Below are 19761 nucleotides of genomic sequence, written 5' to 3' on the forward strand. Positions count from 1 at the left end.
GGCTCAGTCCTCCCCCACCAGCACGCGGTCGCGCGAGCGCAGCTCGGCGTAGATGTCGTCCGTTCGCGGGCGCGCGCCATGCCACAGCTCGAAAGCCTCGGCAGCCTGCTCCACCAGCATGCCGAGCCCGTCCACCACGTCGCGGCACTGCGCCGCGCGCGCCCAGGCCAGGAAGTCGATCGCCGCCTCGCCGTAGTTGAGGTCCACCGCCGCGGTGAGGCTATCCACCAGCGAGAGCGGCAGCGTGAAGCCGGCCGGGTCGCCGCGCCCGGCCGCGGTGGCGTTGACGATCAGCTCGAAATCGCCGAGTTCGTGCAGGTCGTCCCAGTAGCGGGTGTAGGCCCGCGCGGGCTCGCCGAGCGCGTCGGCGAGCGCATCCGCGCGCGTTGGGCTGCGGTTGACGATGACCATCTCGCGCACGCCCGCATCGAGCAGCGCGGGCGCCACGCCACGCGCCGCGCCGCCCGCGCCGAGCAGCAACGCGCGGCGGCCGCGCAGGTCCAGGCCGTGGCGATCGGTGAGGTCGCGTACCAGCCCGGCGCCATCGGTGTTGTCGCCGTGCCAGCCGTCCTCGCGACGCACCAGCGTGTTCACCGCGCCAGCGCGCACCGCGCGCTCGCTGCGGGTGGCCGCCAGGGCGTAGGCGTCTTCCTTCAGCGGCAGGGTGACGTTGGCCCCCTGCCCGCCGCGCGCGGCGAACTGCGCCAGTGCCTGCGCGAACTGCGCAGGCGCGGCATCCAGCGCCACGTATTCCAGCGCGATGCCGAGCTGGCGCCCGAACGCGGCGTGGATGCGCGGCGACAGCGAGTGGGCGACGGGGTGGCCGAACACGGCGAAGCGGGAAGGGGACATGGAGCCTCTCGGGTTGGCTAGACTGGGCCGCTTCGCCTTCGGGAAACGGACATGCGCTTCCGCCTGCCAGGGCTCGCGCTCGCCGCGAGTCTACTCTGTGCGCCCTCGGCCTCGGGCCTGTCGGAGTTCGGGATCGAGGGCATGGGCGTGGTCTCCACGCCGGCCAACGAAGTTCGCGGCACCGTGGCACCGGACGGCCAGCGCATCGTCTGGGGCAGTACGGATCGCGCCGGCGGCGTCGGCGGCTGGGACCTGTGGCAGGCGAGCCTGCGCGATGGCCGCTGGCAAGACCCGCGCCCCGTGCCGGTCAATTCGCCGGCGAACGATTTCGATCCGTTCTTCAGCCCCGACGGCCACTGGCTGTACTTCTTCTCCAACCGCAAGGGCGGCCAGGGCGGCGATGACCTGTACCGCGCGGCGGTGCTGGCCGATGGCGGCTTCGGCCCGGCGCAAAACCTGGGCCCCGGCGTGAACACGCGGGGCGACGAATGGGCGCCGACGGTTTCGGCCGATGGACAGCGGCTGCTGTTTGCCAGCGACGGCCATGGCGGCGCGGGGCGGCACGACCTGTTCGTCGCGCGCTGGGACGGGCAGGCCTTCGTGGACCCGCGGCCGGTGCCGGGGCTGGCCAGCGCCCAGGACGAGTTCGATGCCGCGTGGCTGGGCGATGGCCGCGCGATCGTGTTCGCGCGCTCGGAAGATCCGGCCACGAAGCCAGTGCGGCTGTGGATCGCGCAGTGCCGGCAGGGTCGCTATGTCGACCCGCAGCCGCTGCCGCTGTCCTTCAACGACGAACAGGGCACCACGCTGGGACCCGTGGTGGATGCGAGCAAGCCCAGCGAGCTGCTGGTGAGCGGAAGCGCGAAGGCGCCACGTGCCGGCAAGCTCGACCTCTACCGGATGAAGGCACCGGCGGTGACGGGAGACGAGCGCTGCATGGCGCGCTGAGCCATCCAGCCACGGCTCCGCCTCAGGCCGCGCGTACGGTGAACACCTTAAACCCCCGAGCCAGCCTCGCGAGATCGACTTCCTCTCGCAGCGGCGGCGTCCACACCGCGCCCGGTATGCGCCGCTGCTGCAACGCCCAGTGGGTCACGCCCCGCGCGGCGAGGTCTTCGGCCAGCGCGTACAGCGCCTGGCGCGGGAACAACCCGGGCGACCAGGTGGTGCGGCACTCGTAGGCGACACCCCTATCGAGCACCTGCTGCAGCGAAACCTCCACCGCACGGCCACTGCCGCGTCGGCCGGTCACCGCGTCGTAGTCGCCACGCAACGCCTTGATGTCCAGGCCTATCCAGTCCACCAGCGGCAGCACCTGGCGCAGGCGCGCCGGGTACATGCCGCCTGTGTGCAGGCCTACCTCGAACCCCATGGCCTTGACGCTGCCGATCGCTGCCGGCAGGCCGGCCTGCGCGGTCGGCTCGCCGCCGGAAAACACCCACATCCGCGTAGTTCAGCGTGCGGCCACCGGCGAAGGCCAAGCGCAGGTCTTGCCGGCAGCCCTGGCGCTGCGGCCGCTGGAGACCGCGATCCGTCACGGCATCGGCCGGCATGCCGGTGGGGACCGCGTGGAGATCGAGGTAACGCGCGAGCAGGACATGCAGCGCATCGAGGCGCGCCACCGCACAGCGTGCTGGACGCACAGGCGCCGCATGCGGAACACGAGGTCAACGGTATCGGCGTGGCCAACACCCGGCTTCGCCTGCGCGAGCTCTGCGGCGATGCGGCCGAGTCGCGCCTGGACATGACCTTCCCGCGCGGCGTGGCGTGGCGGCTGCGCCTGCCGGCGCGGCAGGCCGAGGAATTCGGTCTGCGCTCGCCGCGCCGCTGGACCCGCGCCGCTCGCGCGGGTGCACCGCTCGGCCATCGTCAACGTGCGCCGCGTACGCGAAATCTATTCATGGTTCAACGGGCACCACGTGCTCACGCTGGATACCGGCCAGCAGCTGCGCATGAGCCGGTATCCGCACGCGCTGTTCATGCGCCTGGTCACCACCGGGCGCGGCGAATAGCGCTCAGGCGTGCGCGGTGGCGGCCGAACGCTCGGCCCAGGCGGCGATGTCGCCCTGCACGCGCGCCAGCTCCTGCCCGATGATCTCCATCGCATCGGCGCCCACGACGGCGTGCACGGTCGGCCGCGGGTCGGCCGCCACCGCCAGCAGCAGCGCGGCCAGCTTGTCCGGGTCGCCGGCCTGCTGGTGGCTATAGCCGTCGTATTGCGCGCGCAGCGCCGAGGAGGCATCGGCGTAGTCCGACACGGCGTGTTCGCCATAGCGCACCGAGCGGTTGTCCAGGAAATCGGTACGGAAGAAGCCCGGCGAGACGCTGGTGACGCGGATGCCGAACGGCGCGACCTCCGGTGCCAGCGAGGCCGAGAAGCCCTGCACGGCGAACTTGCTCGCGCAGTACACCGACGCACCGGCGAAACCGGCCAGCCCGCCGACCGAGGACATGTTGAAGATGTGGCCCGCGCGCTGCGCGCGCATCGTCGGCAACACCGCGCGGGTGACCTCCATCAGGCCGAAGACATTGGTGTCGAACTGCGCGCGGATGGCCGCGCCGTCGATTTCCTCGAAGGGGCCGAGCTGCCCGTAGCCGGCGTTGTTCACCAGCACGTCGATGCGGCCAAAGCGCGCCAGCGCCTCGTCTACCGCCTGGCGTGCCTGCTCGGGCGAGGTCACGTCCAGCGCGACGGCATGCAGGCGCTCGCCATGTTCGTTCGCCAGGGCCGCCAGCGAATCGGGATGGCGCGCGGCGGCGACGACGTTGAAGCCCGCCTGCAACGCCGCGCGGGCGATGGCCGCGCCCAGGCCGCGATTGGCGCCGGTGACGAACCAGGTGGGCGTGGAGGTATCTTGGAGGTGGGTGGACATGGGCTTGCTCCAGGTGGGAAACGGTGAGGCCATGTTGGGCGCGCATCGGCGCGGCGCGGTAGACCGATTCCGGAAGGTTCTTGCACAATCCTGCCAAGCCCTCACCGACTCCGATGCCGTGGATGCACGCACCGCGCTCGCCCTCGACGAGCTGTCCGACCTGATCCGACGCCACGCTCGCCATGGCGATTTCGCCGCGTTCCCGGGTGCGATGCTGGTGCGCGCGGACCAGCCAAGCGCGGCGGTCTCGGTGGTCGCCGAGCCGATGTTCTGCCTGGTCGGCCAGGGCGTGAAACGCATCGTGATGGGCGAGCGCGTGCTGCAATTCGGTCGCGGCGATTCATTGGCCGTGACGATGAGCGCGCCGGTCGCCAGCGAGATCGTGCGGGCGAGCCCGCGCTCGCCTTACCTGGCGGTTGGCTTCGCGCTCGATACGTCGCTGCTGGCCGAGCTGGTGTTGACGCTGCCCGAGCTGGCGCCCCCCGCTTCGTCTTCGGGCATGGTGGACCTGCAGCCGGTGGCGCACGATCTGCTCGATGCGGCGGTACGCGCCATGCGGCTGCTCGACGACACCGCATCGGCGCCGGTGCTCGCGCCGCTCATCGCGCGCGAACTTCACTACCGCCTGCTCACCGGGCCGCACGGCGCGGTGGTGCGCGCGCTGGTGCGCGGCCGTGGCATCAATGCGCAGATCGCGCGGGCGGCGGCGTGGATACGCCGGCACTACCACGAGCCACTGCGTATCGCCGAACTGGCCAGGCTGGCCGCGCTGAGCGAGTCTTCCCTGCACCGCGGCTTCAAGGCAGTCACCGGCATGACGCCGCTCGAATACCAGAAGCGCATCCGCCTGCAGGAAGCACGCTCTCGCCTGTTGATGGAAGGCAGCGACGCGGCGAGCGTGGGCTTCTCGGTGGGCTACAACAGCCCTTCCCAGTTCAGCCGGGAATACGCGCGCCAGTTCGGCTTGCCGCCGGCACGCGACGTGGCACAGCTGCGTGCCGAGTCGGGCGCGTTGGCTTATCCGGCGTGGTAGCGGCGCTCAGGCGTCTGGAGGTTCGCCGACGAGTTCGGCCCGCGCGTCGTCGTAGTCGCGATTGAAGCGTTGCGCCAGCAGGCGCAGCGTTTGCCAGCTCGCCAGATCCCCGTCATGCCGCCCGGGCACCTCGCGCAGGAGGCTGCTCGCCTTGGCCTCGAAACGGCTGGCATAACCGCGCAGTTCGTCGGACAACGCCAGCGAGCCGCCCGAGCGCAGCAGCGCGCGCACTTCCGCCAGGTGGGATTGCAACGTCGCGCAGGCCAGCAGGGCCAGCCGGCGTTCGGCGCGCAGCGCCAGCGCCTTGCGGCGGCTCCATTGACCCAGGAAGGCGCGTGTCGCGTTCAAGGACAGGGCATGCATGGCCGGTGACCGTCGCCGAGGAAGTGGCAGCTGGGTGATCAGGACACCAGACACGGGCACGGCGCGGAAATGGCCTGTGGCGATCAGCTTATGCAGGGGTGACCGATCCGGCGCGCCCCCCTGTCAACTCCAAACCACTGGGTACGGTTGACAGCCCTGAGCCGGCCCACCAGACTGCGCCGCTTCCCGCCGCCGACCGCAGGTAAGCCGATGTCCGCCGAACTCCGCCACGACTGGCGCGCCGAGGAGCTGCACGCGCTGTTCTCGCTGCCGTTCCCCGAGCTGCTGCACCGCGCCTCGAGCGTGCACCGCGAACATTTCGACCCGGCCGAGGTGCAGGTCTCCACGCTGCTCTCGGTGAAGACCGGCGGCTGCCCGGAAGACTGTGCCTACTGCCCGCAGGCCCAGCGCTACGACACCGGCGTGTCGGCGCAGAAGCTGATGGAGACCGAGGCCGTCGTTGCGCGCGCCCGCCAGGCCAAGGCCGCCGGTGCCTCGCGCTTCTGCATGGGCGCGGCCTGGCGCTCGCCCAAGGACCGCGACATCCCGAAGGTGGCGGCGATGATCGCCGAGGTGAAGGCGCTCGGCCTGGAGACCTGCGCCACGCTGGGCATGCTCGATGCCTCGCAGGCGCGCGCGCTCAAGGACGCTGGCCTGGACTACTACAACCACAACCTCGACACCTCGCCGGACTTCTACGACTCGATCATCCACACCCGCCAGTACCAGGACCGCCTGGATACGCTGGGCCATGTGCGCGATGCCGGGCTGAAGACCTGCTGCGGCGGCATCGTGGGCATGGGCGAAACGCGCGAGCACCGCGTGGGCCTGCTGCTGGCGCTGGCCACGCTGCCGGCGCACCCGGATTCGGTGCCGATCAACCGCCTGGTGCAGGTCGCCGGCACGCCGCTGCACGGCACCGCGCAGCTGGACCCGTTCGAGTTCGTGCGCATGATCGCCGTGGCCCGCATCACCATGCCGCGCTCTATGGTGCGCCTGTCGGCCGGCCGCGAGACGATGAGCGACGAACTGCAGGCGCTGTGCTTCATGGCCGGCGCGAACTCCATCTTCTACGGCGAAAAGCTGCTGACCACCGGCAACCCGGATACCGAGCGCGACCTGGCGCTGTTCGAGCGCCTGGGCCTGCGCCCGATGGCCATCGAGGTGGATGCGGCCGACCACGACCACGCTGGCACCGTGCACGCCGACATCACCTGCCCTGGCCGCTGCGAACAGGCCGCCTGATCCTCCGCGCTGCCGCCCGGGCGCCCGGGCGGCCCGGTCGTCGGACCATGTCACCCCGCCGGACCCGGGCTGCGGTTAACCTAGCCGGCCCGGACCCGGACAGCCAGAAGGGAAGATCATGGCCCGACCCGACCTGCACGAACGCATCCAGGCGCTGCGCAAGCTGCGCTCCGCCCAGGGCCGCATCCGCGTCCGCCGCACCGTCGCGCGCCGGGATGGCGTGCGGGTGGAGGTCGACGGCCGCTGGCTGACCGGCTTCTGCAGCAATGACTACCTGGGCCTGTCGCAGCAGTTCGAGGTCGTCGCCGCGCTGCAGGACGCCGCCTCGCGCGAAGGCGCCGGTGCCGGCGCCTCGCACTTGATCTCCGGCCACCACGCCCTGCACGAAGCGCTCGAGCGCGAAGTCGCCGACTGGCTCGGTTATCCGCGCGGCCTGCTGTTCGGCAGCGGCTTCATCGCCAACCTCGCCGTGCAGCAGGCGCTGCTGAGCGAGGAGGAAGACCTCTGCGTGCAGGACCGGCTCAACCACGCCAGCCTGCTGGATGCCAGCCGCCTGGCCGGCTGCCGCCTGCGCCGCTATCCGCACCTGGATGCCGAAGGGGCGATGCGCCAGTTCAAGAGCGCGCCGGAAGGCGCGGCGATGCTGGTCACCGACGGCGTCTTCAGCATGGATGGCGACATCGCCCCGCTGCGCTCGCTGAGCCTGGTGGCGCGCATGCAGGAAGCGGTGCTCTACGTGGACGACGCGCACGGCGTGGGCGTGGTGGGCCCGCAAGGCCGCGGCTGCGCGGCCGATGCCGGGCTGGGCGTGAGCGAAGTGCCGCTGCAGCTGGTCACGCTGGGCAAGGCGCTCGGCGGCCATGGCGCGGTGGTGGTGGGCGAGGAAACGCTCATCCAGCACCTGGCCGAGACCGCGCGCCCCTACATCTACACCACCGCGATGCCGCCGGCGCAGGCGGCCGCCGCGCTGGCCGCCGTCAAACTGGCGCGACGCGACGACTGGCGCCGCGAGAAGCTCACCGCGCTCATCGGCCAGTTCCGCGACAGCGCGCGCCGGCATGGCCTGGAGCTGATGGCCTCCGATACCCCGATCCAGCCGCTGCTGTGCGGCGACGAATCCACGGTGATGGCGATGTCGGCCTCGCTGGAGAACGCCGGCTTCCTGGTCAGCGCGATCCGCCCGCCCACGGTGCCCGAAGGCAAGGCGCGCCTGCGCGTCACGCTCTCGGCACTGCACACGCCGCAGCAGGTGATGGAACTGGTCGATGCCACCGCCCGCGCGCGCGACATCGTGCAGCGCCAGCAGCACGTGGCGGCCCTGCGCGCCTGATCCACCGGAACGCCGCATGCACATCGATACCGTCGGCCAGGGGCCGGACCTCGTCCTGATCCACGGCTGGGCGCTGCATGGCGGCGTGTTCGCGCCGCTGGTGGCGCGGCTGGCGCCGCGCTTCCGCCTGCACCTGGTCGACCTGCCGGGCCACGGCCACAGCCGCGAGGACGACACGCCGCTGGCGCTGCCGCACGTGGTCAGCGCGATCGCCGCGGCCACGCCGCCGGCGGTGTGGCTGGGCTGGTCGCTCGGCGGCCTGTTCGCGCTGCACGCCGCAGCCACCCAGCCGCAGGTGCGCGCGCTGGCGATGATCGCCGCCACGCCACGCTTCGTGCATGGCCCCGACTGGCCGCACGCGGTTGATACCGAGGTGTTCGCGCAGTTCGGCCGCGACCTGGCCGGCGACTACCGCGGCACGCTCGACCGCTTCCTGGCCCTGGACACGCTGGGCTCGGAACACGCCCGCAGCGAATTGCGCACGCTCAAGCAGGCGCTGGTGGAACGCGGCGAGCCCGCGCCGCGCGCACTGCAGGAAGGATTGGCGCTGCTGCGGCGTACCGACCTGCGCCGCGCACTGGCCACGCTCGCCCAGCCGAGCCTGTGGCTGGCTGGCCAGCGCGACCGGCTGGTGCCGGCCGCCGGCATGCACGCCGCCGCCGCGCTGTCGGCCGGCGCCCAGGCCCACACCTTCCCGGGCGGCGGGCACGCGCCTTTCCTCGGCCTTGCCGACGAGGTCGCCGAGCGGCTGGAACGCTTCGTATCCGCGCTGGACTAACGCCCGGCAGCGCCGCTGGCCGATGATGTCGGCCTGTTCGCACGGGACACACGACATGGATCTGGGCATCGCGGGGCGCTGGGCGCTGGTATGCGGCGCGAGCAAGGGGCTGGGCCATGGCTGCGCGCAGGCGCTGGCCCGCGAAGGCGTCAACGTGGTGATCGTGGCGCGTGGCGCCGAGGCGCTCGAAACGGCCGCCGCCCGCTTGCGTGCGCTGCCGGGCGCCGGCGAAGTCCGCGCCGTGGCCGCCGACATCACCACGCCCGCGGGCCGGCAGGCCGCGCTGGCGCAGTGCCCGCAGGTCGATATCCTCGTCAACAACGCCGGCGGCCCGCCGCCCGGCGACTTCCGCGACTGGACCCGCGAGGACTGGATCGCCGCGCTCGACGCCAACATGCTCACGCCCATCGAGCTGATCCGCGCCACGGTGGATGGCATGCGGGCGCGCCGCTTCGGCCGCATCGTCAACATCACCTCCAGCGCGGTGAAGGCGCCGATCGACGTGCTCGGCCTGTCCAACGGCGCGCGCTCGGGCCTGACCGGGTTTGTCGCCGGGCTCGCGCGCAAGACCGTGGCGGACAACGTGACGATCAACAACCTGCTGCCCGGCGCGTTCGATACCGACCGCCTGCGCGGCAACTTCGCCCTGGCCGCGCAGGCGCAGGGCCGCAGCGTCGAGGACATCGCCGATGCCCGCCGCCGCGCGCAGCCGTCCGGGCGCTTCGGCACCGCGGAGGAATTCGGCATCGCCTGCGCCTTCCTGTGCGGCGCGCAGGCCGGCTACATCACGGGGCAGAACCTGCTGATCGACGGCGGGGCCTATCCCGGCACGTTCTAACGGCTGAACGCGGCGGGTTTCCCCACCGCGCCCGGCGCGGCGACAATACGCAGTCCATGAATTCCTCCTTCGACCCCCGACACGTCCGCCGCGCCTTCTCGCGCGCCGCCGGCAGCTACGACGCCGCCTCGCCCCTGCAGCTGGAGGTCGGCCGGCGCCTGCTCGAATCGCTGGATTACCTCGACGACCGCCAGCCGCAGGTCGTGCTCGACGTGGGCGCGGGCACCGGGCACGCCAGCGCGGCGATGAAGAAGCGCTGGCCCAAGGCGCAGGTCATCGCACTGGACCAGGCCGTGCCGATGCTGCTGGAAGCGAAGAAGCAGGCCGGCTGGTGGCGCCCGTTCCAGCGCCTGGCCGGCGACGCACACGCGTTGCCGCTGGCCGACGGCAGCGTGGACGTGATCTTCAGCAACCTGTGCCTGCAGTGGGTGGAAGACCTGCCGGCGGTGTTCGCCGGTTTCCGCCGCGCGCTCAAGCCGGGCGGCCTGCTGCTGTGCTCCACCTTCGGCCCGGACACGCTCATCGAGCTGCGCGAAGCCTTCGCCCAGGCCGACGGCGCGGTGCCGCACGTCAGCCGCTTCCCGCCCATCGCGCAGTTCGGCGATGCGCTGATGATGGCCGGCTTCCGCGACCCGGTACTGGACCGCGACCCCTTCACGCTGACCTACCCGGACCTGCCGGCGCTGATGCGCGAACTGCGCGCGATGGGTGCGACCAACGCCCTCAGCGCGCGCCGCCACACGCTCACCGGCAAGCAGCGTTTTGCCGCCGCCGCCGCGGCCTACGAGCCGATGCGCCGCCCGGACGGCAAGCTGCCCAGCACCTGGGAAGTCATCTACGCCCATGCCTGGGCACCGGACCCGGGTGCGCCGATCCGCGAGCGCGGACACGACATCGCCGCCGTGCCGGTGGCGCAGATCCCGATCCGCCGGCGGCCGCGCGAACCGCAGTAGCCCATGGGATGAACAATCCCGGCCCGCCCGGCGCGGGGGCCGGGAGTAGAATTGCGCCCGCACCGTCCTCCCCCAAGGCCCCCATGCTGAAGTGGTTCCTCATCGCGCTGTTCGTCGCGTCGGCGCTCTATATCCATTACCGCGGCCGGGTACGCCATCGCCTCAGCCGGCAGTTGCTCGACCACTCGACCTTCATGGCGCCGATCAACGCGCTGATGTACCTGTGCTCGCGCGTGCCCACCACGCCCTTCATCGACCCGGGCAAGGAATTTCCGGAGCTGGCGCCGCTGCGCGCGCAGTGGCCGGCGATCCGCGACGAGGCCGTGGCCCTGGCGCAGATGCAGAAGATCCGCGCCGCCGATGGCTACACGGACATCGGCTTCAACTCGTTCTTCCGCCGCGGCTGGAAGCGCTTCTACTTGAAGTGGTACGGCACCGCGCATCCCTCGGCCGCCGAGCTGTGCCCGCAGACCACCGCGCTGCTGGCCTCCATCCCGACGGTGAAGGCGGCGATGTTCGCCGAGCTGCCGCCGGGCAGCGAACTGCGTCCGCACCGCGACCCGTTCGCCGGCTCCATGCGCCTGCACCTGGGCCTGGCCACGCCGAACGACGACCGTTGCTTCATCGAGGTCGATGGCCAGCGCCACAGCTGGCGCGATGGCGAGTGGACGATGTTCGACGAGACCTACATCCACCACGCCCGCAACGATACCGACCAGGACCGCATCATCCTGTTCTGCGACATCGAGCGGCCGATGCGCTGGCGCTGGGCGCAGGCGGTGAACCGGATGGTCGGCAAGACGCTGCTGGCGGCGGGTGCCTCGCCCAACCAGGACGGCGACAAGACCGGCGGCATCAACCGCCTGTTCCGCTACTTCTACGTCCTGCGCCTGAAGGCCAAGGCACTGAAGGAACGCAACAACCCGCTGTACCAGGCGCTGAAGTGGGGCATCTTCGCGGCGGTGGTGGTGGCGGTCATCCTGATCTGAGGGCGGCGCGTTCGCGGCGGGGCGCCGAACGCACACCGTGCGCCCGCGGGCCCGCCGGACTCAGCCACTCACCTGCGCGATCCAGTCCTGCAGGTTGTAGTAGTTGCTCACCCGCGCGATCCGGCCATGCGCGATCTCGAAGAACGCGCCACCCGGCAGTACGTAGCGCTGGCCGTGGGCCTTCGGCAATCCCTCGTCGTCATGGTGGTACTGGCCATGCACGACATACTCGGCCGCCGCGCGTGCGCCATCGGCGGACGCCATCAGCACCACATCGCGCAGCTGCTCGTGGTAGCTGGCTTCCATCCGGGCGAGAAACGCCGCGAACGCGGCGCGCCCCGTCTCGCGCGCGCCCTGGTTGAGATCGTGCGCCACCTCATCGGTCAGGCAGTCGAGCATCCCGTTCCAGTCGCCGCGGTTGAAGGCGTCGTAATAGCGCTGCACGAGTTCGAGGGCGGCCTGCTGGCTCATGGTCCAATCCGGTAGGTGGGGCGGCCATGATACGGCCGGCAGGCACGCCGCTAGGCCGCGCTCAGGAACAGGTCGCGATGGAAGAAATACAGTTCCTGCAACAGGAACCGCCACCGCGTATGGAAGCTGCGGAACCGCGTGCTCGGCGTGGAGGAGGCCAGTGCATCGATCCCCAGTTCCCGGCACAGCCGCAGGGCGCGCGCCATGTGCAGCGGGTCGCTGACGATAATGGCGGTATGCATGCCCTCGCGCTGCATCAACGTGCGCGCCTCCACCAGGTTCTGCCGGGTGGTGCGCGAGACGGTCTCGATCAACATGTCCTTCTCCGGCACGCCGTGGCGCAGCGCATAGCGCCGTGCCACCTGCGATTCGGAAAAGCGCGCGCCCGTGCCGCCGAAACCGCCGGTGAAGATCAGCTTGGGCGCATAGCCGGCGCGGTACAGCGACAGCCCGTGGCGGATGCGCTCTTCGAATACCGGCGAGGGCTTGGCGTCGTAGGCGGCCGCACCCAGCACGATGATCACGTCCGCCGGTGCCGCCTGGTCGCGGTCGCCCACCCAGATGATCCAGGCCGATACCCCGAGCAGCCACGTCAGCACCACGCACAGCAGGCGCCACGTCCAGCCCCAGCCGCCGAGCCCGTGCCGCTTCACCGCCACGGCAGGGCCTCCAGGTCCACGTTGCCGCCGGAGATCACCAAGCCCACGCGGCGGCCGGCAAACCGTGCCGGCTGCTGCAGGACCGCCGCCAGCACCGTGGCCGAAGACGGCTCGATCACCTGCTTGAGGATCTCCCAGGCCAGGCGCATGGCCGCCACGACCTCGCGGTCCGCCACGGTGACGACCTCGGCGCCGGCCTGCCGCAACAGCTCGAAATTCGGCACGCCGATGCCGGCGCGCAGGCCGTCGCAGATCGTATCCGGCACGAAATCGACATCGCGCCGCCCCGCGGCCAGCGAGCGCGCCGCGTCGGCCGCGCCGGCCGGTTCGGCCAGCACCAGCGCGCAGTCTGGCGCCTGGCCGGCCAAGGCCAGCGCCGTACCCGAGGCCAGCCCGCCACCACCGACCGGTACCACCAGCATGTCCAGGGGCCCGGCGCTACGCAGCAGTTCCAGCGTGGCGGTGCCCTGGCCGGCGATCACGGCCGCATCGGTATAGGGATGCACCAACGTGGCGCCGGTCGAGGCCTGCACTTCGGCGCACATGGCCTCGCGCGCGGCGGTGGTCGGCGCGCAGCGCCAGAGCGTGGCGCCGTGGCGGGCGATGTTGGCCAGCTTGGCCGCCACCGCGCCTTCGGGCACCACCACGTGGCAGGCGATGCCGCGGGTACGCGCGGCCAGCGCCAACGCCGCGCCATGGTTGCCGGAGGAATGCGTCACCACGCCGCGCGCGGCCGCGGCGTCTTCCAGCGCCCACACCGCGTTGCAGGCGCCGCGGAACTTGAAGGCTCCGCCGCGCTGCAGGTGTTCGGCCTTGAAGTAAAGCTGCGCGCCGGCCAGCGCATCCAGCGTGCGCGAGCGCAGGACCGGCGTGACCTCGGCGAAAGGGGCGATGCGGACCGCAGCATGGAGAACAGCGTTGTAATCGACCAGGCGGTGAGCGCTCATGCCGCAAGGTTAACTGATCCACCCCGAACGGCGATCGCACCGCATCGTTGCGCCGCTGCGACAAAGCGCAACGGCAGCCGTCGCGCGACGCCCGCGGCGGTTGGAATTAAGGACGGATTCAATCCGCCCCAAGGAGAGTAGTCTCGTACACCTATGACGAGAACGAAGATGAAACTCCGCCTGTTGTTCGCCGCCGTGGCGCTGGCGGGTCTGGCCGGCTGTGCCACTTACGATTACACCGGCGGCAACGCTGGTTACTACCGGGGCACGCCCAGCGTCCAGTACCGCTATCCGGCGGGCTACTACAACTACGGCTATCCGTACTACGGCACCGGTGTGGGTGTGTACGGCTACGGCTATCCCTATTACTACGGTGGCGGCTACTACGGGGGTGGCGGTTACTACCGCCCCGTCCGGCCGCCGCCGCGCCCGGGCCACCGGCCGCCGGATGGCCGCCCGCCGGATCACCGTCCGCCCGATGGCCGTCCGCCGAACCACGGTCGGCCGCCGACCCGTCCACCGGATGGCCGCCCGGATCGGCCGCCGCGCCCGGATATGCCGCCGCCGCGTCCATCGGGTCCGCGCCCGAGCGCGCCGCGTCCGTCCATCCGCCAGGCGCAGCCGAAGCAGACCGCACCGCATGTGCAGCAGGTTGAACCCTGAGGGATTCAGGGCCTCATCGGTTCAATGCGACGAACGGCACAATTGCACTGACCGGGGGCTTGCGCAGCGTTCGCGCAGGCCCCAAGCTACGGCCACGGGTGACCTAACGCGTCGTTTTCTGACCCAGCCTTCGGCACCTGCCCGTTTCAATGTCGATGTCCGACAGGGAAATCTGGATCCCCCCTGTTCCGGCCCTGTCGGACGTCGGCGCCAAACACAGCGAAGCCCTGGCCCCCGCCGGGGCTTCGTTTTTTGGTGCTCGGAAGGGCGCGTGCCTGTGCCGGTGCGGCTTTCAGGCGATACGCGAGACAAAAAAAGGGCCGGCAGTCCCCCGACTACCGGCCCCGCGCTTCCCCAATGTGCGCCTGGCTGGCCCCTGTTCCAATTCCAGCCCTACGCCCCTGTGTCGCATTGCCACGATTGGGTGCTATCGGGTTATCCGCAGGAAGCGTGCCAACTTGAGGGCGGCTTTCGTAAAATGTGACCTCGCCGACAGAATCGGCCCTCTTCCCGACGCGCCCCCACCCTCGGCGCGTCCATACTGCCGGCCCCCAGGGGGCCCACCGCGATGACTGACTCCTTCTACCGCTACGACGTGATCGTGATCGGCGGCGGCCACGCCGGCACCGAAGCCGCGCTGGCCTCGGCCCGCACCGGCGCGCGCACCCTGCTGCTGACCCACAACATCGAGACCGTGGGCGCGATGAGCTGCAACCCGGCCATCGGCGGCATCGGCAAGGGCCACCTGGTCAAGGAGATCGACGCCCTCGGCGGGGCGATGGCGCACGCCGCCGACCTGGCCGGCATTCAGTGGCGCACGCTCAACGCCTCCAAGGGACCGGCCGTGCGCGCCACGCGCTGCCAGGCCGACCGCGCGCTGTACCGCAGCGCGATCCGCCGCATCGTCGAGGCGCAGGACCAGCTGACCGTCTTCCAGGCCGCGGTGGACGACCTCGTCATCGAGGGCGACACCGTGCGCGGCGTGATTACCCAGACCGGCCTGCGCTTCGACGCCGAAGCGGTGGTGCTGACCGCCGGCACCTTCCTGGCGGGCAAGATCCACGTCGGCCCGACCCAGTACGCGGCCGGCCGCATGGGCGACCCGCCCGCGACCACGCTGGCCGCGCGCCTGCGCGAACGGCCGTTCGGCGTGGACCGGCTGAAGACCGGCACCCCGCCGCGCATCGACGGCCGCACGCTGGATTACGCGGCGATGGAGGAACAGCCCGGCGACGACCCGCGCCCGGTGATGTCCTTCCTCGGCACGGTGGACGAACATCCGCGCCAGGTGAGCTGCTGGATCACCCACACCACCGAGCAGACGCACGAGATCATCCGCGGCGCGCTGCACCGCTCGCCGCTGTACAGCGGGCAGATCGAGGGCATCGGCCCGCGCTACTGCCCCTCCATCGAAGACAAGGTGGTGCGCTTCGCCGAGAAGGACAGCCACCAGATCTTCGTGGAGCCGGAAGGGCTGGAGGTCGCGGAGATCTATCCCAACGGCATTTCCACCTCGTTGCCGTTCGACGTGCAGCTGGCGCTGGTGCGCTCGATCCGCGGCTTCGCGCACGCGCACATCACCCGGCCCGGCTACGCCATCGAATATGACTTCTTCGACCCGCGCGGGCTGAAGCCCTCGCTGGAGACCAAGCTGGTCGAAGGCCTGTTCTTCGCCGGCCAGATCAACGGCACCACCGGCTACGAGGAAGCGGCGGCCCAGGGCCTGCTGGCCGGCGTCAATGCCGCGCGTCGCGTGCGCCAGCTGCCGGCATGGACGCCGCGACGCGATGAGGCCTACCTCGGCGTGCTGGTCGACGATCTCATCACCCACGGCACCACCGAGCCGTACCGCATGTTCACCAGCCGCGCCGAATACCGCCTGCAACTGCGCGAGGACAACGCCGATGTGCGCCTCACGCCGGTGGGCCGCGAGCTCGGGCTGGTCGGCGAGGCGCGCTGGGCGCGCTTCGGCGCCAAGCAGGAAGCGGTGGAACGCGAGCGCCAGCGCCTGCAGGCGCTGTGGGCGACGCCGGGCAATGCGCTGGGCCGCGAGGTCGAGCAGGCGTTGGGCGTGGCGGTGAGCCGCGAAACCAACGTGCTGGACCTGATCAAGCGGCCCGAGCTGGACTACGCCACGCTGATGCGCGTGCCCTCGCTGGGCCCGGGCGTGGACGACGCGCAGGTGGCCGAGCAGGTGGAGATCGGCGTGAAGTACGCCGGATACCTCGACCGCCAGCGCAGCGAGATCGAGCGCCAGCAGCGGCACGAGAACACCGCCATTCCGGAAGACTTCGATTACGCCGGCGTGCGCGGGCTCTCGGCCGAGGTGACGCAGAAGCTGGCGCGCGTGCGCCCGGCGACGATCGGCCAGGCGCAGCGCATCCCCGGCATGACGCCGGCGGCGATCTCGCTGCTGCTGGTGCACCTGGAGCGCGCGCGGCGCGCGAGCGCGGCATGAGCGGCACGCCGCTGCGCTCCTTCGAGGGCAAGCTGCCGGTGCTCGGCGAGCGCGTCTACGTCGATCCCGCCAGCACGGTGATCGGCGACGTGGTGCTGGGCGACGATGTCTCGATCTGGCCGGGCACGGTGATCCGTGGCGACGTGAACTACGTGCGCATCGGCGCGCGCAGCAACATCCAGGACGGCACCATCATCCACGTCAGCCACCACAGCCCGTTCAACAAGGGCGGCTACCCGACGCTGATCGGCGAAGGCGTCACCGTCGGACACGGCACCATCATCCACGCCTGCACCATCGGCGATTACAGCCTGATCGGCATGGGCGCGTGCATCCTCGATGGCGCCAGCGTCGGCCAGTACGGTTTCGTCGGCGCGGGCGCGGTGGTCGGGCCGGGCAAGCAGGTCGGCGAGGCGGAACTGTGGCTGGGCAATCCGGCGCGGTTCGCGCGCAAGCTCAGCGACAAGGAGATCGAGAGCCTGCGCTACTCGGCCGATCACTACGTGCGCCTGAAGGACAAGTACCTGGCCGGATGACGCCGGCGCGGGCCCCGCGTTCAGGGCCGCGTGGCGCGCTCCAGCGCCGCCAGCAGCGACATCGCCTCCGCGCGCGAACCGCCGCACATGTCCGCGGCCGGGCGCAGGCTGCCGCAGAAGCCCGGGCGCTCGGGCCGGCCGAATACCCGGCAGCGCATGTCCGCATCCAGCTGTGCGCACGGCACGCCGGCCGGCTTGCCGTGCGGCATCCCGGGCAGGGCGGACGTGATGGACGGCGCGATGCAGCAGGCGCCGCAGCCATCGCGGCAGGAGAGGCAGTCGCGCATGCGGGAATTCTACCGCTTGCCGCCATCTCGCCCGTGCCCACGGTTTCAGTGGCAACCAAGCGAATCCCGTATAAGGGAATGGCATTCCGCACCACGCCAGCCTTCCCCGCCCGCATGCCCGAATATCGCTCCCGCACTTCCACCGCCGGCCGCAACATGGCCGGCGCCCGCGCGCTGTGGCGCGCCACCGGCATGAAGGACGACGACTTCCACAAGCCGATCGTCGCCATCGCCAATTCGTTCACCCAGTTCGTGCCCGGCCACGTCCACCTCAAGGATCTCGGCCAGCTCGTGGCCCGCGAGATCGAGCAGGTCGGCGGCGTGGCCAAGGAATTCAACACCATCGCCGTGGACGACGGCATCGCGATGGGCCACGACGGCATGCTGTATTCGCTGCCCAGCCGCGAGATCATCGCCGACGCGGTCGAGTACATGGTCAATGCCCACTGCGCCGACGCGCTGGTGTGCATCTCCAACTGCGACAAGATCACCCCGGGCATGCTGATGGCCGCGCTGCGCCTGAACATTCCCACCGTGTTCGTTTCCGGCGGCCCGATGGAAGCCGGCAAGACCAAGCTGGCGCCGCACGGGCTGGACCTGGTCGATGCGATGGTGATCGCCGCCGACGCCAGCGCGTCGGACGAGAAGGTCGCCGAGTACGAGCGCAGCGCATGCCCGACCTGCGGTTCGTGCTCGGGCATGTTCACCGCCAACTCGATGAACTGCCTCACCGAAGCGCTGGGCCTGTCGCTGCCGGGCAACGGCACCACACTGGCCACGCATGCCGACCGCGAGCAGCTGTTCAAGCGCGCCGGCCGCCTGGCGGTGGAACTGTGCCACCGCTGGTATGGCGACGAAGACGAAGGCGCACTGCCGCGTGGCATCGCCACGTTCGAGGCGTTCGAAAACGCGATGACGCTGGATATCGCGATGGGCGGCTCGACCAACACCATCCTGCACCTGCTCGCCGCCGCGCAGGAGGCCGAGGTGCCGTTCACGCTGCGCGACATCGACCGCCTTTCGCGGCGCGTGCCACAGCTGTGCAAGGTCGCGCCGAACGTGCAGAAGTACCACATCGAGGACGTGCACCGCGCCGGCGGCATCATGGCGATCCTGGCCGAGCTGGCGCGCGGCGGCCTGCTGCATACCGATGTCTCCACCGTGCACGCCAAGCGCCTGGGCGAGGCCATCGCGCAGTGGAGCGTGTCCGACCGCGACGACGAAGCGCTGCACACCTTCTACCGCGCCGGGCCGGCGGGCATTCCCACCCAGGCGGCCTTCAGCCAGGCCACGCGCTGGCCGTCGCTGGACCTGGATCGCAGCGAAGGCTGCATCCGCGATGTTCCCCACGCTTACTCGCAGGAGGGCGGGCTGGCCGTGCTGTACGGCAACCTCGCCGTCGATGGCTGCGTGGTGAAGACCGCCGGCGTGGACGAATCCATCCATGTGTTCGAGGGCAGCGCGCGCGTCTACGAGAGCCAGGACGCCGCGGTGAAGGGCATCCTCGCCGACGAGGTGGTGGCCGGCGACGTGGTGGTCATCCGCTACGAAGGCCCGAAGGGTGGCCCGGGCATGCAGGAAATGCTCTACCCCACCAGCTACCTGAAGTCGAAAGGCCTGGGCAAGCAATGCGCCCTGCTCACCGACGGGCGCTTTTCCGGCGGCACCTCGGGCCTGTCGATCGGCCACGCCTCGCCGGAGGCGGCCGCCGGCGGCGCGATCGGGCTGGTGCGCGACGGCGACCGCATCCTCATCGACATCCCGAACCGCACCATCAACCTGCTCGTGGACGACGCCACGCTGGCCGCGCGCCGCCTGGAGCAGGACGCGCAAGGCTGGAAGCCCGCCGCGCCGCGCGCGCGCAAGGTCACCACGGCGCTGAAGGCCTATGCGCTGCTGGCCACCAGCGCCGACAAGGGGGCGGTGCGCGACCGCGCCCTGCTGGACGGATGAGCCCGGCCGCGCCCGATCCGGACGACGGCCAGGCCTTGCTGGCCCCGCTGTTGCGCAAGCTCAACCTGCGCGCCGGCACGCCGGCGCTGTGGCTCGGCGTGCCGGACGACGTGCGCGACCTGTTCTCGCCCTGGCCCGCGCCGGCCCCGCGCGAACGCGCGCAGGGCCAGGCGGGTTTCGGCCTGGCGTTTGCCATCACCCAGGCCGAACTCGATGAGCGCCTGCAAGCCCTGGCCGACCACTGCCCGGGCGATGCGGTGTTGTGGATCGCGTATCCGAAGCAGACCTCGCGCCGGTATCGCGGTGAGTTCAACCGCGACAGCGGCTGGGACCGCGCGGGCCAGCTCGGCCTGGAGCCGGTGCGAATGGTGGCGATCGACGCGGACTGGTCGGCGCTGCGGTTGCGGCGCGTGCAATACATCCGCCAGCGCCAGCGCAATCGGGCACAGCGCCCGAGCGCCTAGCCGCAGGCAGACACCTCCCTCACCCCCGCTGCACGCGCCGCTAGCGCGCCGGCGGCCATGCTGCATGCT

General features: G+C 71.0%; 22 protein-coding genes. 14 read left to right on the top strand and 8 right to left on the bottom strand.

Going from position 1 to position 19761, the window contains the following annotated elements:
- Positions 1 to 3: 3 nt before the first annotated feature.
- The gene (aroE, locus tag P6166_RS00355) at positions 4 to 852 is read right to left on the bottom strand and encodes a shikimate dehydrogenase (RefSeq protein WP_277762554.1); all 849 of its coding nucleotides are present in this window, start codon (positions 850 to 852) and stop codon (positions 4 to 6) included.
- A gap of 51 nt (positions 853 to 903) precedes the next feature.
- Between aroE and P6166_RS00360 the strand changes: the two genes are divergently transcribed.
- A complete protein-coding gene (locus tag P6166_RS00360; protein WP_277762555.1) occupies positions 904 to 1800 on the top strand; it encodes a TolB-like protein in 897 nt (298 codons plus the stop codon).
- Positions 1801 to 1822: 22 nt separating this feature from the next.
- Here the strand turns inward: P6166_RS00360 and P6166_RS00365 are convergent, their stop codons facing one another.
- Positions 1823 to 2296, bottom strand: coding sequence for a hypothetical protein (locus P6166_RS00365; protein WP_277762556.1), 474 nt, complete (start codon positions 2294 to 2296; stop codon positions 1823 to 1825).
- 406 nt (positions 2297 to 2702) lie between these two features.
- Here P6166_RS00365 and P6166_RS00370 point away from each other — a divergent pair, with 406 nt between their 5' ends.
- Positions 2703 to 2864: a LytTR family transcriptional regulator DNA-binding domain-containing protein gene (locus tag P6166_RS00370; RefSeq protein WP_277762557.1), complete on the top strand. Its 162-nt coding sequence runs from the start codon at positions 2703 to 2705 to the stop codon at positions 2862 to 2864.
- 3 nt (positions 2865 to 2867) lie between these two features.
- Here P6166_RS00370 and P6166_RS00375 read toward each other — a convergent pair whose 3' ends face one another.
- Positions 2868 to 3725, bottom strand: a complete 858-nt coding sequence (locus P6166_RS00375; protein ID WP_277762558.1) for an oxidoreductase — start codon at positions 3723 to 3725, stop codon at positions 2868 to 2870.
- A gap of 118 nt (positions 3726 to 3843) precedes the next feature.
- Between P6166_RS00375 and P6166_RS00380 the strand changes: the two genes are divergently transcribed.
- Positions 3844 to 4758, top strand: a complete 915-nt coding sequence (locus tag P6166_RS00380) for an AraC family transcriptional regulator (protein ID WP_277762559.1) — start codon at positions 3844 to 3846, stop codon at positions 4756 to 4758.
- A gap of 6 nt (positions 4759 to 4764) precedes the next feature.
- Here the strand turns inward: P6166_RS00380 and P6166_RS00385 are convergent, their stop codons facing one another.
- The gene (locus P6166_RS00385; protein WP_277762560.1) at positions 4765 to 5121 is read right to left on the bottom strand and encodes a hypothetical protein; all 357 of its coding nucleotides are present in this window, start codon (positions 5119 to 5121) and stop codon (positions 4765 to 4767) included.
- 210 nt (positions 5122 to 5331) lie between these two features.
- Between P6166_RS00385 and bioB the strand changes: the two genes are divergently transcribed.
- The 6 genes from bioB to lpxO all read left to right on the top strand — a co-directional run bounded on the left by bioB (position 5332) and on the right by lpxO (position 11254).
- On the top strand, positions 5332 to 6366 hold the full coding sequence (bioB, locus tag P6166_RS00390; RefSeq protein WP_277762561.1) for a biotin synthase BioB: 1035 nt from the start codon (positions 5332 to 5334) through the stop codon (positions 6364 to 6366).
- Positions 6367 to 6484: 118 nt separating this feature from the next.
- Positions 6485 to 7696: an 8-amino-7-oxononanoate synthase gene (bioF, locus tag P6166_RS00395; RefSeq protein WP_277762562.1), complete on the top strand. Its 1212-nt coding sequence runs from the start codon at positions 6485 to 6487 to the stop codon at positions 7694 to 7696.
- 16 nt (positions 7697 to 7712) lie between these two features.
- Positions 7713 to 8474, top strand: coding sequence for a pimeloyl-ACP methyl ester esterase BioH (gene bioH / locus P6166_RS00400; RefSeq protein WP_277762563.1), 762 nt, complete (start codon positions 7713 to 7715; stop codon positions 8472 to 8474).
- Positions 8475 to 8529: 55 nt separating this feature from the next.
- A complete protein-coding gene (locus tag P6166_RS00405) occupies positions 8530 to 9312 on the top strand; it encodes an SDR family oxidoreductase (protein WP_277762564.1) in 783 nt (260 codons plus the stop codon).
- A 56-nt stretch (positions 9313 to 9368) separates the two neighbouring features.
- A complete protein-coding gene (gene bioC / locus P6166_RS00410) occupies positions 9369 to 10265 on the top strand; it encodes a malonyl-ACP O-methyltransferase BioC (protein WP_277762565.1) in 897 nt (298 codons plus the stop codon).
- Positions 10266 to 10348: 83 nt separating this feature from the next.
- On the top strand, positions 10349 to 11254 hold the full coding sequence (gene lpxO / locus P6166_RS00415) for a lipid A hydroxylase LpxO (RefSeq protein WP_277762566.1): 906 nt from the start codon (positions 10349 to 10351) through the stop codon (positions 11252 to 11254).
- Positions 11255 to 11314: 60 nt separating this feature from the next.
- On the opposite strand, the gene P6166_RS00420 is transcribed toward lpxO, so the two are convergent.
- From P6166_RS00420 to P6166_RS00430, 3 genes are read right to left on the bottom strand one after another with little or no spacing between them, the layout of a single operon-like run.
- On the bottom strand, positions 11315 to 11725 hold the full coding sequence (locus tag P6166_RS00420) for a ketosteroid isomerase-related protein (protein WP_277762567.1): 411 nt from the start codon (positions 11723 to 11725) through the stop codon (positions 11315 to 11317).
- 50 nt (positions 11726 to 11775) lie between these two features.
- The gene (locus tag P6166_RS00425) at positions 11776 to 12384 is read right to left on the bottom strand and encodes a YdcF family protein (protein ID WP_277762568.1); all 609 of its coding nucleotides are present in this window, start codon (positions 12382 to 12384) and stop codon (positions 11776 to 11778) included.
- On the bottom strand, positions 12375 to 13331 hold the full coding sequence (locus tag P6166_RS00430; RefSeq protein ID WP_277762569.1) for a pyridoxal-phosphate dependent enzyme: 957 nt from the start codon (positions 13329 to 13331) through the stop codon (positions 12375 to 12377). Before P6166_RS00430 ends, P6166_RS00425 begins: the two co-directional genes overlap by 10 nt.
- A 168-nt stretch (positions 13332 to 13499) precedes the next feature.
- Here P6166_RS00430 and P6166_RS00435 point away from each other — a divergent pair, with 168 nt between their 5' ends.
- The 3 genes from P6166_RS00435 (at position 13500) to P6166_RS00445 (ending at position 16988) form a co-directional block, all read left to right on the top strand.
- A complete protein-coding gene (locus P6166_RS00435; RefSeq protein ID WP_277762570.1) occupies positions 13500 to 13994 on the top strand; it encodes a hypothetical protein in 495 nt (164 codons plus the stop codon).
- 568 nt (positions 13995 to 14562) lie between these two features.
- Positions 14563 to 16452: a tRNA uridine-5-carboxymethylaminomethyl(34) synthesis enzyme MnmG gene (gene mnmG / locus P6166_RS00440; protein ID WP_277762571.1), complete on the top strand. Its 1890-nt coding sequence runs from the start codon at positions 14563 to 14565 to the stop codon at positions 16450 to 16452.
- On the top strand, positions 16449 to 16988 hold the full coding sequence (locus P6166_RS00445; RefSeq protein WP_277762572.1) for a gamma carbonic anhydrase family protein: 540 nt from the start codon (positions 16449 to 16451) through the stop codon (positions 16986 to 16988). Before mnmG ends, P6166_RS00445 begins: the two co-directional genes overlap by 4 nt.
- A gap of 20 nt (positions 16989 to 17008) precedes the next feature.
- Here P6166_RS00445 and P6166_RS00450 read toward each other — a convergent pair whose 3' ends face one another.
- Positions 17009 to 17275, bottom strand: a complete 267-nt coding sequence (locus P6166_RS00450) for a YkgJ family cysteine cluster protein (protein WP_277762573.1) — start codon at positions 17273 to 17275, stop codon at positions 17009 to 17011.
- Positions 17276 to 17389: 114 nt separating this feature from the next.
- On the opposite strand from P6166_RS00450, the gene ilvD reads away from it, so the two are divergent.
- Together ilvD and P6166_RS00460 are read left to right on the top strand one after the other, a co-directional pair.
- Positions 17390 to 19228 (top strand): dihydroxy-acid dehydratase, encoded by a 1839-nt coding sequence (ilvD, locus tag P6166_RS00455; RefSeq protein ID WP_277762831.1) that lies wholly within the window; start codon positions 17390 to 17392, stop codon positions 19226 to 19228.
- The gene (locus P6166_RS00460) at positions 19225 to 19692 is read left to right on the top strand and encodes a hypothetical protein (protein WP_277762574.1); all 468 of its coding nucleotides are present in this window, start codon (positions 19225 to 19227) and stop codon (positions 19690 to 19692) included. The genes ilvD and P6166_RS00460 overlap by 4 nt, the downstream gene beginning before the upstream one ends.
- Positions 19693 to 19761 lie beyond the last annotated feature (69 nt).

It is taken from the genome of Stenotrophomonas sp. HITSZ_GD, assembly GCF_029543105.1.
Lineage (GTDB): Bacteria > Pseudomonadota > Gammaproteobacteria > Xanthomonadales > Xanthomonadaceae > Stenotrophomonas_A.